The organism is Pseudooceanicola profundi (genome assembly GCF_050897955.1).
Lineage (GTDB): Bacteria > Pseudomonadota > Alphaproteobacteria > Rhodobacterales > Rhodobacteraceae > Pseudooceanicola.
This window is the reverse complement of the sequence record NZ_JBPAXZ010000005.1, coordinates 54016-67323: the sequence shown is the minus strand read 5'-3', so window position 1 is coordinate 67323 and position 13308 is coordinate 54016. Positions and strand designations below refer to the sequence as shown.

Genomic DNA, 13308 nt, shown 5'->3' with positions numbered 1-13308 from the left:
CCATGACACAATTCAAACCGAAAAACCCCGACTATGACGCACGCGTGCGCAACAGTTTCGATCGCCAGAAGGCAATGAACACGTTGGGGATCAGCATTGCCGAGTTGTTACCCGGCCGCATCGTTCTGGAAATGGCACATCAGGTTGCACTGACCCAGCAGCATGGGTTTTTGCATGCCGGAATCGTGTCGACAGCGCTGGACAGCGCCTGCGGATACGCGGCCTTTTCGCTGATGCCAGCGGACGCGGCAGTGTTGACGGCCGAATTCAAGATCAACCTACTCAACCCGGCGGACGGCGCACGGTTTCGCTTCGTCGCTGACGTGGTGAAACCAGGCAGGACGCTGACCATATGCGAGGCGCGTGCCTATGCCGTGAAGGGCCAGGATGAAAAGCTCGTCGCAACGATGACCGGAACGCTCATGGCGCTGATCGGGCGGGCGGGGGTCGCGGACTGAGCGCAACCCGGCCGCAGCACATCCGATCCGGGCGGCCGGGCCGATTATTCAGACAGCTGGATCAGCTGTTCCAGCGGCTCGCGACCTCGGCCAACCGTTTCCCGTAGGCTCGCGCGGTATCCAGATCGCCGCCAGCAGGTTCAGACCTGCCAAGCGGTAATGTTAGCCTTTAGCAGTGCGGTCGCCGATTGTCCGTCGTCAGGGTTTTTCGGAGAGCTGAGACTGTATCGTAACGGAGGATCTGGTTCGGTTTCTGTTCAAGTTTATGCTGCAGCGGCCTGATGCTGCAACCGTAATTGGAACGGATGGACGCCCACGGTGCCGATGGGCTGCCGTCACGCCGGAGTTTCCAGTCAGGGCTGAGCTGGCGCACCATTCTGGCCAAGCGCGAGAATTTTCGTGCTGCCTTCGCCGGGTTCGACTTTCGGGAGTTGCGAACTTTGACGACAACGACATTGAGCGCCTACTTGCCGATGAAGGAATTGTTCGCTATCGAGGCAAGATCGAAGCCGTGATCAACAACGCTCGCCGTACTTTCGAGGTCGTCCAAGAGGAAGGCTCCTTCGCTGCATTCATCTGGCTATATGAACCTGCCAAGGACGACGCACTGCCACAAATGCGGTCCAAATCACCAGCGTCCGAGACCCTGTCCAAAGATCTACGAAAGCTTGGCTTCAAATTCGTGGGACCGACCACCGTATATGCATTCATGCAGGCCATGGGATTTATCAACGATCACGCAGAAGTCTGTTGGATGCGAAAGGACGTCGGAACAGCCCGAAACACCCTTCGCACACCGACATAGGCAACTGTCGGCCAATTAACGTGAAAAAAATCAGGGCCACTTAGCGTGGAAAGTCACAGACAGGTTTCGCGTCAGTCGACCGAGACTTCAGAGCCTTGAGAGTAGCGTGGCCAATTGAGCGGCGTCTTTGGGTTTCAGCTTTGCGCCGATCCTTTCCGACAGAACCCGTTCATAGATCGGCCACATCGCCCTCCTGACAGATTTACCCTTTTCAGAGATAGAAATGTTTTGACCTCGCCCATCTTCCGAGCAGTTCCGTCGGTCCACCAGCCCTGCTTTCACCATGCGGTCCAGCAACCGCGATGTACCGTATTGGGGTAACAAAATCCGGTCTTTGAGTTCGAATGGACGGAGTCCGTCCGGGCCTGCCTTCTCGAGTTCGAGAAGCGCGTCATACCATGCAAGTGGCGGGTATCCTGCCGATTTCAGAGACGATTCGACAGCCTCAAGCAAAACGCGGCTTTTAGTCATGAGGGCTGTCCAGGCGGCCTCAGTAGCATGGTCAATCTCGTTCATATCCAGCACATATCATATACATGTAAGTGCATCAACCTTGACGTCGCATGTGACGCGCTATATATAGATGCAAATGCATCGACATATGGGATCATATCATGTCACAATCGCACCTCACAGAATTTGGGATATTCCTGCTCCGTATAGCACTCGGTATCATGTTCCTGGCGCACAGCCTGTTTCTCAAGCTCTTCATTTTCACACTTCCCGGAACGGCGCAGTTCTTCGTTTCGATCGGGCTGCCCGGCTGGTTTGCCTATATGATCTTTGCAGTCGAGGCGATTGCCGGTGCCCTTTTGGTCCTCGGCGTACAGGCTCGGTGGGTCGCGTCGGCGACCGTGCCCATCTTGGCCGGAGCAACCTGGGCTCACTCAGGAAACGGCTGGATGTTCGGATACGAGAACGGCGGGTGGGAATACCCGGCCTATCTGACGCTGCTTGCCGTCGTGCAAGGACTTCTGGGCGACGGCCGTTTCGCCCTCAGCCCCTCCTTCGCGCCCGGCAACGTGCAGATGGAGGGAGAGACAACATGAGCCTCCACCTCATTAGCCATGCGCTCTGCCCATATGTGCAGCGCGCAGCGATCTCGCTCACTGAGAAAGGTGTCACGTTCGAGAGAACTCACATCGATCTTTCGAACAAGCCCGACTGGTTTCTTGCCATATCTCCGCTGGGCAAGACGCCTGTCCTGGTTGTGAACGGGACGCCGATTTTCGAATCTGCGGTTATCCTCGAATATCTTGAGGATACACAACCCCACGCACTTCATCCGCACGACGCTCTCGATCGCGCCCGCCACCGTGCCTGGATTGAATTTGGATCTGCTGTCTTGAACGACATTGCGGGGTTCTACTCGGCGCCGAACGATAAAGCGTTGGAAGCAAAAGTCGCGGCGCTCCGCGCAAAATTCCTTCGGCTGGACGCGGAGCTTGGGGAGGGACCATGGTTCGACGGCCACCAGTTCAGCCTCGTCGATGTCGTATTCGGCCCGGTCTTCCGCTATTTCGACGTTTTTGACGCCATCGGAGAGTTTGGCGTCTTCACAGGGCTTGCCCGTGTAAGGGCCTGGCGATATGAACTGGAGCGTCGGGTTTCTGTGAAGAGTGCCGTCAGTGAAGACTACCCGACTCTTCTGCGTGACTTCATCAGACGGCGCAATTCTTACCTGTCCCAGATCATGCAGACAGGAGGGCCGAAGAAGACTGTTACACAGGTGCAATCGGCTGATCGCCGATCACTTGATATCGTTCTGTCGGGCCGCAGTGCAGAACCGGACGTTTGAGTTCGCTTGGTGAATACCCGCTCTGTCCCGCACATCGGATAGTCGCCGACTTTCCCTTGAAGGCCCGCAGCAGCCCCAACCGGCACTTGCCGGCATTCCATGCCCGTCCGTGCGAAGCGCCGGGTGACCTGCTGCCCCCACAGCGCAACCGGGAACAAACCACCGATCGCGCTGATGAATGGCTCAGGGATCGAAGAATCCGCCTGAGCTCAAACCCCCGGGAAAACTCCAGCCGTGTGGTCCGACAGAGGGCAGCACGTCAATCGCGGGTCAATCTATCCCGGTTGGTGGACCACTTTCAGGGGGCTACTCCAAAGGGCGGGGATGAGAAGCTCGTCGCAACGATGACAGGAACGCTTATTTCGCTAGTGGGGCGAACGGGCGTGGCGGGGTGACGATCGGGTCGGAGCAAAAATTAATCTGCGAGCCGCGCTTCTAGGACATGCCGCTGGACCTTTCCGCTGGTCGATCTGGGAAAATCCTCGAACGCGATGAAGCGAATTTCGCGCGGCCGTTTGTAGCCTGCGAGGTTGTCGCGGCACAAATTCATCAGCGCTTCGGCATCCGGCCCGTCCTTGCCGCGGGCGACAAAGGCCACCGGACTTTCGCCCCATTTCACGTCAAATGCCCGTACGACTGCGGCATCGACCACCCCGGGATGAGATAGAAGAACACGCTCGATCTCCGCAGGATAGACGTTCTCGCCGCCGGTCTTGATCAAGTATTTGGCCCGGTCCACAAAGTCGATGGTTCCGTCCGCATTGCGCCGGAACAAGTCGCCCATGTGGAAAAAGCCGTTGCGAAAGTCATGGGCATTGGCGTCGTCCGCGTTCCAGTACCCTGAAAACAATGTCGGACCCCGCACAGCCATTTCGCCTGGCGTTCCATCCGTCACTTCTTGGTCGTCGGGATCGACGAGCCGAACCTCGCAAAGTGCGCTGATGCGCTTGGAAAGGCGGTCCGGAGTCACACCTGGCGCAATTAGATCGGCGGACCCCGGCGGCAGGCCGGTTTCGGTTGCGCCGAAGGAATTCAGATAGGGCGTGTGGAGAAGGGCTGTCAGTTCCGCGATCTGATGCGGCGGCACCAGATCGGCCATGGCGCCGCAAACTTTGATACCCTTCAGCGGCAAAGGGTTGGCGCGTCGTTCTGCGATAAAGGCGTCCAGCGCACCGGGCATCATCACGAACCAGCCGATCCGGTGGCGCGACAGAGCCTCGTTGATGACCGCAGGCTGCAAACCGTCAACCATCACCACGGTTCCGCCCCGCAGGACCGTCGCCAACCCATGATCGGTGGACGCCATGTGGAACATTGGCGCCCAGGCGATAAACCCGTCGCCGGGGTCCAGCGCCAGCTGCGCCGCAAAAGCCATGGATCTGGCGATATGCGCGCGGTGGCTGATGAGCGCGCCCTTGGGCAGGCCCGTGGTCCCTGAGGTATAAAGGATCGTCAGACCAGCCTCTGGATCGTCGACCATGGTTCCGATGCGCGGGTCCGGTCCGGCCGCGGCAATGGCCGTTTCCAAATCCGGCCCGATAATCAGACAGGGCGTTGCCGCGACGGCCCGGTAAGCTTCTGAAAGGTCCGGTTCGACGACCGCGAGAACCGGCGCGACCAGATCTATGCAGTGCCGCAGTTCATCGGAAGCAAGCCGCCAGTTCAGACAGGCGACGATCGCGCCGATTCCCGCTGCGGCGAGTTCGACCTCCAGGTATTCAGAGCGGTTGTGCGACAGGATCGCAATCCTGTCGCCCGGCGCAACGCCCCTGGCCAGAAACACGGCAGCCAGACGATCGACCCGCTCCAGCAGCTCGGCATAGGTCAATTTCCTGCTGCCGTCCTCGATGGCCAGGGCGCGGGCGCAGTCTTGCGCGCGGGTTCGAAAGATCGAATACAGATCAGCGCGCCCCGCGCGGATGACGTCGGTCAGCATGGTTTACCCCTTGCCCGGCCTTCGGTTCAGAGACCCTGCGCCAGGCGCACGCCCTCATCAATGGCGCGCAGCGCATCCAGTTCAGCGGCCTCTTTTGCCCCGCCGATCATCGTAACCGGGACGCCGCGCGCGGCAAGCTCTTGGGCCAGGGTCCGTTCCGGTTCCTGACCGGTGCATAGCACAATTGTATCGGCCGCAATGACCTTTGGCATTCCGTCCGCGACGATATGCAGTCCCGCATCGTCGATACGTTCATAGGTCACGCCGCCCATTGCCTCGACCCCATGTTTGCGCAGCGCGTTGCGCAGGATCCACCCTGTCGAAACACCAAGCCCCGCGCCCGGTTTGGCCGTCTTGCGTTGCAGCATAACGACCTTGCGGCGCGACGGTTTCGGTGCCAGAGGGTCGCCCGCCAGGGCACCCGACGATACAAATTCGGGGTCCACACCCCAGGTTTCGCAAAAGACGTCGGAGTTGGCAGTCTTGGCGGGTTCGGTCACCAAGAACTCGGCCACATCATGACCGATGCCCCCTGCCCCCATCACGACGACACGGTCGCCCGCCAGACGGTCGCCGGACAGAATTTCGGCGTAAGTCGCGACGCTGTGATGGTCGATACCCGGCAGGTCGGGAATGCGCGGCATGACCCCGGTGGCGATAACCACATGGTCGAAGCCTTCAAGATCGCTCACGTCAGCACGCTGCCGCAGACGCTGCGTGACCCCGTGTTTTTGCATCTGACCGGCATAATACCGAAGGGTTTCGTCGAATTCGTCCTTGCCCGGTGCGGCGCGGGCCAGATTCAGCTGACCGCCCAGCTTGTCCTGCGCCTCGAACAGCGTGACAGCATGGCCCAGCCGCGCCGCCTCGGCGGCTGTGGCCATGCCCGCGGCACCACCGCCAACGACGGCCACTTTCTTTGGCGTGTCGGCTGGCGTATCCCGGAATTCCGTTTCACGCCCGGCCTTTGGATTGACCAGACATCCGACCGGACGGTCAGAAAAGATGAAATCCAGACAGGCCTGGTTGCAGGCGATGCAGGTGTTGATCTCGTCCGCGCGGCCCTCTCGCGCCTTTTTCACGAAATGCGGATCGGCCAGAAACGGGCGCGCCATCGAGATCATGTCCGCATCGCCAGAGGCAAGTATGTCTTCGGCAAGCTGGGGTGTGTTGATCCGGTTCGAGGCGACCACCGGGATCGACACGGCCGCTTTCACGTTGGCTGCCGCCTTGCGCCAGGCACCGCGCGGCACCGGATAGGCGATCGTCGGCACGCGGGCCTCGTGCCAGCCGATGCCGGTGTTCAGAATATCCGCACCTGCGGCCTCGATCTTGCGGGCCAGTGCGGCAATTTCATCGGCGGGCGCGCCGCCCTCGATCAGATCGGCCGCCGAAATCCGGTAGATGACCAGAAAGTCGGGGCCGCAACGTTCGCGCACCGCGCGCACGATCTCGACCGGGAATCGGTGGCGGTTCGCGGCGCTGCCGCCCCAGTCGTCTTGGCGCTTGTTGGTATGGGTGACGGTGAATTCGTTGATCAGGTATCCCTCGGACCCCATGATCTCGACGCCATCAAAGCCTGCGGCCTGCGCATTGGCGGCCGCCACGGCAAAATCCTCGATGGTACGGAGAATGTCGGCTTCGGTCATTTCACGCGGGATGAAACGGTTGATCGGAGCGCGGATCGGCGACGGGGCGACACAGCCTTCGATCTTGGCATAGCGCCCGGCGTGGAGGAGTTGCGCGCAGATCAGGCTGCCTTCGGCCTGCACCGCCTCGCAGATCGGGCGCAGGTCAAGCGCTTCTTCCGGGCCATCGATTCGCGGACCTTCTGGATCGAATATGCCCTCGGCATTGGGCGAAAACCCGCCGGTGACCAGAATCGCCGCCTCCCCCCGCGCACGCTCGGCGTAAAACGCGATCTGTTTGGCTATGCCGTCAGGCTCGGTTTCCAACCGCGTGTGCATCGACCCCATGATGACACGATTTCGCAATGTATGTTGGCCTGCGCGGATGGGCGAGAGCATGGTTTCAAAGCTTCCATCTGGTCTATTTTTCACTTCGGTTCTCCTCCTCAAAACTGCACTTGATCTACAATCTAACATTTGTTAGATTTTTTTGGAAAGAAGATTTTCGCTCATGGGGAGGAGCACCGATGCAATTCCAGCCTACAGACGATCAGAAGGCGTTTCGCGAGACCGCAAAGCGCTTCGCAACTGAAAGACTTGCGCCCACATATCAAGAACGCGCCAGCGGCCATACATTCGACCGTGCGCTGATCAAGGAGATGGGCGCACTGGGGCTGATCGGGGCCGATCTGCCCGAGGAATTCGGGGGACTCGGCGAAAGCTCTGTCACGTCAGGGCTGATCGTCGAAGAGATCGCCTATGCTGATTTCAACGCAAGTTACGTGCAGCTTCTGGGCTCTCTCATGGGCGGAATGGTTGCCAAACATGCCTCCAAGGACATCGCGTCGGAATGGGTGCCCAAGGTTGTTTCGGGTGATGCTGTCATTGGCCTGGGCCTGACAGAGCCGCGCGGCGGTTCGGATGCGGCGAACCTGATTCTGAGGGCCGAGAAATCCGGCAACGGCTGGCGGCTGAACGGTGAAAAGACATCCATGAGTTTTGCCAGTCAGGCGGATGCGGCGGTCGTCTTTGCCCGTACCGGCGATCCTGACGGCGGCTCACGCGGGGTCAGCGCCTTTTTCGTCGATCTGAACCAGGAAGGCATCAAGCGCACCCATTTTGACGACATCGGCACCAAGCCTGTCGGGCGCGGCTCGGTTTTCTTTGACGATGTTTTCGTGCCGGCTGAAAACATGATGGCGGAACAGGACCGTGCCTTTGGCACGATCATGGCGGGCTTCGACTATTCCCGCGCACTGATCGGGCTGGAGTGCCTGGGGGCCGCGCAAGCGTCGGTGGATGAAACCTGGGCCTACGTTCAGGAGCGCGAGGCATTCGGGGCCCCAATCGTGCAGTATCAGGGTGTCAGCTTTCCCTTGGCCGAGGCCGAGACCCAACTTACCATGATGCGCCAGCTTTGCTATTACACGCTGGACCTGCGCGACCGTGGCCTGCCCCACACCTCTCAGGCCGCCATGTGCAAATGGTACCTGCCCAAAACCGCCTGCGAGATCCTGCACCAGTGCCTGATCCTGCACGGACATTACGGCTACACCACCGACCTGCCCCACCACCAGCGCTACAACGATGTGCTCGGCTTGCAGATCGGTGACGGGACCGCGCAGATCCAGAAGCTGGTGATCGCCCGCGAGAAGGTCGGTCGCATGGCGCTGCAGTATGACAAGAAGGCGAAGGGAGCCGCCAAATGAGCGGCCCCATCCTCGTCACTTCCGAGGGCAACACCGGCATCATCGAACTTGCCCGCCCCGAGAAATTCAATTGCCTGTCACTTGACGTGCATGAGCGCATTTCTGCTGCGCGGTCGGAATTCGAGGCGAACCCGGATATTCGGGCGATCCTGATCCGGGCGCAAGGCAAGAACTTTTGCACCGGCGCCGATCTGGTGGAAGTGAAAGGTAAATTGAACGATCCCGCCGCGCTGGACCATTTCATCGCCTTTGGCATGAAAAACCTGCGTGCGCTCGAAACCTCCTCCCTCCCTGTCGTAGTCGCAGTGCAGGGGTTGTGTCTGGCCGGCGGGATCGAACTGATGCTGGCCTGCGACGTGTGCTTTGCGGCCGAAAGCGCCCAGTTTGGCGATCAGCATGCGCAATTCGGGCTGATTCCCGGTTGGGGTGGCTCGCAGCGGCTGACGCGGCTAATGGGGGAACGCCGGGCGCTTGACCTGATGTTCTCAGCGCGCTGGCTCAAAGCCGACGAGGCCAAGGAGGTCGGGCTGGTCAACTACATCGTACCGGATGCGGATCTGCACCAGGCCGCGCTGGAATATTGCGAAAAGATCGCGACCCGCTCGCGCCCAGGTATCGCGGAAATGAAGCGGCTGGCGCGCGAAGGTGCAGATCTCGGCATCGACCAGCAGATGCGGCTTGAGCGTGACGCCGCCGTGCGCGCACTGCCCAGCGATGACGTCGCCGAGGGGCTCGATGCATTCGAGAACCGGCGCGCCCCCGAATTCAAGGCTTGAGGACGAAACATGGAATTCACTCTGAACGATGAACAGCGCCAGATTTACGAATATGGCGGTCAGCTGGCGCAGACATATGACAATGCTTATTGGCTGGAACACGCGCGCAAGCACGAGTTTCCCCACGATATGTTCAAGCAGGTTGCCGACGACGGTTTTCTCGGCATCATGGTGCCTGAGGAATACGGCGGCGCGGGCCTCGGTATGACCGAAATGGCGCTGTTCATGGAAGGCACCGCCAATCACGGCATTCCGCTTTTGATGATGGTGGTCGGGCCGACCATGTCGCTGGCTCATATCGCCAGCCACGGGAGTGAATTCCACAAGAAAGAGCTGCTGCCGGCGGCCTGCCGCGGTGATATCCAGTTCTGTTTTGCGATCACGGAACCGGGCGCCGGGTCGAACACGATGAAGGCCACTACGCTGGCCAAACGTCGGGGCAACCGGTTCAGCCTGTCGGGCGAAAAGACCTTTATCACTGGCGCCGAGGTCTCGGACTATTGCCTAGTCGTGGCGCGAACCAAGCCGCATACCGAGGTCAGCCGCAAGACCGACGGCTTTACCCTGTTCGCAGTGGATCTGAAGAAAAAGGGCGTCGACAAGCAGCGGGTGAAGATCTCGATCCCCCTGCCCGAGGAACAGTGGACCCTGTTCTTCGACGAGGTGGATCTGGGCCCGGAGGATGTGGTCGGCGAGGTGGACGAAGGGTTCTCGATCCTGTTCGACAGTCTCAACCCCGAACGCATCATCCTGGCCGCCCTGTGCTGCGGCATCGGCCGGTTCGCCCTGAACAAGGGCGTGGCCTATGCCTCCGAACGCAATGTGTTCGGCCAACCCATCGGTGCGCATCAGGGCGTGCAGCACCCGATGGCCAAGGCGCACACAGCGGTCGAGATGGCCAGCCTGATGACCCGTCGCGCGGCCTGGGAGTTTGACAACAAACTGCCGGCAGGGGCGTCGTCAAACATGGCAAAATACGCCGCCGCCGAAGCCGGGATCGAAGCGGTGGACGCCGCGCTGCAGGCGCATGGCGGATCGGGCTTCACCGAGGATACGGGACTATACGAGATGTACCCGCTGGTGCGCTTGTTGCGCACGGCGCCCGTGAACCGCGAGCTGTGCCTCAGCTTCATCGGCGAAAAGGTCATGGGTCTGCCGCGGTCTTATTGATCGCTCTGCCCGACATGGAGAACGACATGCAATTTGGAATGCGCTTCAGGCGGCAGGATGCCGCCGACAAGGTAAATGATCGCTTCTGGCACACGATCGAGGGCACACCGCTCGACGAGGTGCGCCGTATTCAGGAAGAGCGGCTGCGCGATCAGATGGCGTATCTCAAGGCGAACTCGACCTTCTATCAGGAAAAGTTCGCCGAGGCCGGTGTGGACTTCGACGATATCCGCACCATCGCAGACCTGCAAAAACTGCCCTATACCTACAAGACCGAGATCCGCGAAAGCCTCGCTGCCGAGCCGCCCTTTGGCAAGCACCGTGCCGCGCCCATGTCGGACATCATCCAGATGCAGGCCTCGTCGGGCACGACCGGCAGCCCCTCATATGTGGCCCTGACAGAATCCGACGCCGAGATGTGGCACGAGATGACAGCGCGCTGCTTCTTTGCCAATGGCATGCGCCCCGGCGACATGGTGTTGCACGCGTTTTCGCTGGCCAAGGGCTTTGTCGGCGGCATCCCCGTGATGCAGGGGTTGCAGTATATGGGCGCGATCGATGTGCCGGTGGGGGCGGATGGCGGTGCCGAACGGCTGCTGCGTGCCTGCGCGGATACGCGCCCGCGCTGCATCGTTGGTGCTCCGAATTTCGTTCTGCACCTGGCCGAAAAAGCGCCCGAAGTGCTGGGCTGCAAGGCTAGTGAGTTGGGCGTGGAACAGGTCATCGTCGGTGGCGAACCCGGCGGCGGCATCCCTGCTATCCGCGCCAAGATCGAAGCGGCTTGGGGGGCGAAATGCACCGAAATGCTGGGCGGAACCGATCTGGGCGTGACTTACTGGGCCGAGTGCGACGAACAGTCGGGAATGCATATGGTCAACATGGACTATATCATCACCGAATTGCTCGATCCCGATAGCGGCAGGATCATTCCCTGGGAAAAGGGCGCCGAGGGCGAGATGATCTATACCGCGATCGGCCGCCAGGCGAGCCCGCTCGTGCGGTTCCGGTCAGGCGACTATATCGAGGTCATCGACACCGAATGCGCCTGCGGGCGCACCGGCCCCAAGATCCGCTGCACCGGTCGCACCGACGACATGCTGATCGTGCGCGGGGCCAATGTATTCCCGTCCGCCATCAACAGCGTAATCACCGAGATGGTGCCAGACACCAATGGCGTCATGCGGATCGTCGCTGATTTCGAGGGCCACACCACGCAGGGCGCGCTGACGGTGATTGTCGAACGCGGCCCCGGTCGTGATCCGGCCGATGACGCCGCCCTCAAGAAGAAGATCGAGCAACGCCTGCGCGACGCGCTTGTCTTCAAGGCCGACGTTCACCTGGTGGCGGCTGACACTTTCGAAAAACCCGGCGCCGCCAAGGTCGCCTTTGTTCTCAGGGAATATCCGAACCTGCCATGACCAAAATGAAATCCCTGCTTGATACCGGGTCCGACGACTTTCGGGCAAATGACGCACACTACCGTGAAAAACTCTCCGATCTGCACGCGCTGCGGCTGCTGCAACGTGTCGGCGGCCCCAAAAAGGCGCGCGACCGGCATGTGGAGAAGGGCAAGATCCTGCCGCGGGAACGGATTGAACGCCTGATCGACCCGGGCACACCATTTCTGGAACTCGGAGAACTTGCCGGGTTGAACAAATACAATGGCGTGCCGCCGGGCGCGGGCATCATCACCGGGATCGGTGTGATCGAGGGCCGTCAATGCATGATCATCGCCAATGATGCCACGGTAAAGGGCGGCACCTATTTCGGCATGACATCGCGCAAACATGTGCGGGCGCAGAAGATCGCATGGAAGAACCGTCTGCCCGTTATCACCCTCGTGGACTCCGGCGGCGCCTTCCTGCCGGATCAGGAAAACATCTTTCCCGACGAAGGCCAGTTCGGGTCCATCTTTCACCAACAGGTTGGCATGTCCGGCGATGGTGTGCCGCAAATCGCCGTGGTCATGGGGCCCTGCACTGCGGGTGGTGCCTATATCCCCGCGCTCTGTGACGAAGTGGTGATCGTGCGCGGTCAGGGCTTTATGTATCTGGGCGGACCGGAATTGACCTTTGCCGCAACCGGCGAAAAGGTCGAAGCCGAAGAACTGGGTGGCGGCAAGATGCATTCGTCCGTCTCCGGCGTGACCGACCATTTGGCTGAAGATGACGCCCATGCTCTGGCCATCACGCGCGAAATTGTCAGCCATCTTGGCGAAAAACCCCAACCCCGCAAGACGCCCGAAGCGCCCCGTGCGCCCGCCTACCCGGTCGAAGAGATTTATGGACTCATCAGCCGCGACCCCAAGGTACCGACCGACAACCGCGAAATCGTGGCTCGGTTGGTCGATGAGAGCGATTTTCACGAATTCAAACCGCTTTATGGCGACACGATCATGACCGGCTGGGGTCGCATCCACGGCCACGAGGTCGGTATTCTCGCCAATACAGGTGTGCTTTTCGTCGAAGCCGCGCTGAAGGCCACGCATTTCATCAATCTCTGCGTGCAGCGTGATATTCCGCTGCTGTTCCTGGCCGATGTGAACGGCTTCATGGTCGGGCGCGAGGTCGAGCAGATGGGCATCGCAAAAGCCGGTGCGAAGATGATCACGGCCATGTCTTCGGCCCGGGTGCCGAAATTCACAATCATCACCGGTGGCTCTTACGGGGCCGGATACCTGGCGATGCTGGGCCGCCCGTTCCAGCCGGACGCAATGTTCGCCTGGCCGACGGGACGGTCGGCGATCATGGGGCCGGAACAGGCCGCCAGCGTGCTAGCTCAGGTCCGCGCGCAGATCAACGAACGCGAAGGCAGAAACTGGACCGCCGAGGAGGAGGAGGCCTTCAAGGCACCGATCCGCGAGGAATACGAAGATTTTCAGGGAGCCTATAATTTTGCTTCCAACCTTTGGATCGACAGCGTGATCGAGCCCTGTGAGACCCGTGACGTCATGGCGCTGATGCTAGATGTGACATCGCGCAGACCCAAGGTCGAGACCAACTTCGGCGTGTTCAGGATGTGAGGAGCG

11 protein-coding genes and 1 pseudogene are annotated in these 13308 nt (G+C 60.4%); 9 read left to right on the top strand and 3 right to left on the bottom strand.

Translation table 11 applies throughout. The features are described from left to right. Positions 1–2 precede the first annotated feature (2 nt). On the top strand, positions 3–458 hold the full coding sequence (locus ACRARG_RS19720) for a PaaI family thioesterase (protein WP_088652155.1): 456 nt from the start codon (positions 3–5) through the stop codon (positions 456–458). A 305-nt stretch (positions 459–763) separates the two neighbouring features. Further along, a pseudogene (locus ACRARG_RS19715) lies at positions 764–1263 on the top strand (DNA-3-methyladenine glycosylase I). Positions 1264–1350: 87 nt separating this feature from the next. Here ACRARG_RS19715 and ACRARG_RS19710 read toward each other — a convergent pair. Further along, complete coding sequence (locus ACRARG_RS19710; RefSeq protein ID WP_084658444.1) at positions 1351–1779, bottom strand: MarR family winged helix-turn-helix transcriptional regulator; 429 nt, start codon at positions 1777–1779, stop codon at positions 1351–1353. Between the two features lie 98 nt (positions 1780–1877). Between ACRARG_RS19710 and ACRARG_RS19705 the strand changes: the two genes are divergently transcribed. Next, positions 1878–2312 (top strand): DoxX family protein, encoded by a 435-nt coding sequence (locus ACRARG_RS19705; RefSeq protein WP_040608736.1) that lies wholly within the window; start codon positions 1878–1880, stop codon positions 2310–2312. Further along, positions 2309–3061 carry a glutathione S-transferase family protein gene (locus ACRARG_RS19700; RefSeq protein WP_088652156.1) on the top strand — a complete coding sequence of 251 codons (753 nt, stop codon included), beginning with the start codon at positions 2309–2311 and terminating at the stop codon, positions 3059–3061. The genes ACRARG_RS19705 and ACRARG_RS19700 overlap by 4 nt, the downstream gene beginning before the upstream one ends. A gap of 415 nt (positions 3062–3476) precedes the next feature. Here ACRARG_RS19700 and ACRARG_RS19695 read toward each other — a convergent pair whose 3' ends face one another. Further along, entirely contained in the window at positions 3477–4997 is a 1521-nt protein-coding gene (locus ACRARG_RS19695) for a class I adenylate-forming enzyme family protein (RefSeq protein ID WP_088652157.1), read from the bottom strand. Positions 4998–5023: 26 nt separating this feature from the next. Continuing rightward, entirely contained in the window at positions 5024–7024 is a 2001-nt protein-coding gene (locus ACRARG_RS19690; protein ID WP_088652158.1) for an FAD-dependent oxidoreductase, read from the bottom strand. A 128-nt stretch (positions 7025–7152) separates the two neighbouring features. Here ACRARG_RS19690 and ACRARG_RS19685 point away from each other — a divergent pair, with 128 nt between their 5' ends. The 5 genes from ACRARG_RS19685 to ACRARG_RS19665 are packed head-to-tail and all read left to right on the top strand — an operon-like array spanning position 7153 to position 13302. Next, a complete protein-coding gene (locus ACRARG_RS19685; RefSeq protein ID WP_028093906.1) occupies positions 7153–8334 on the top strand; it encodes an acyl-CoA dehydrogenase family protein in 1182 nt (393 codons plus the stop codon). Next, positions 8331–9110 carry an enoyl-CoA hydratase/isomerase family protein gene (locus ACRARG_RS19680; RefSeq protein WP_088652159.1) on the top strand — a complete coding sequence of 260 codons (780 nt, stop codon included), beginning with the start codon at positions 8331–8333 and terminating at the stop codon, positions 9108–9110. Before ACRARG_RS19685 ends, ACRARG_RS19680 begins: the two co-directional genes overlap by 4 nt. Before the next feature lie 9 nt (positions 9111–9119). Further along, on the top strand, positions 9120–10280 hold the full coding sequence (locus ACRARG_RS19675; RefSeq protein WP_088652160.1) for an acyl-CoA dehydrogenase family protein: 1161 nt from the start codon (positions 9120–9122) through the stop codon (positions 10278–10280). Positions 10281–10306: 26 nt separating this feature from the next. Continuing rightward, on the top strand, positions 10307–11698 hold the full coding sequence (locus ACRARG_RS19670) for a phenylacetate--CoA ligase family protein (protein WP_100931424.1): 1392 nt from the start codon (positions 10307–10309) through the stop codon (positions 11696–11698). Beyond that, entirely contained in the window at positions 11695–13302 is a 1608-nt protein-coding gene (locus ACRARG_RS19665; RefSeq protein ID WP_088652161.1) for an acyl-CoA carboxylase subunit beta, read from the top strand. The genes ACRARG_RS19670 and ACRARG_RS19665 overlap by 4 nt, the downstream gene beginning before the upstream one ends. The last annotated feature ends 6 nt before the right edge of the window (positions 13303–13308 follow it).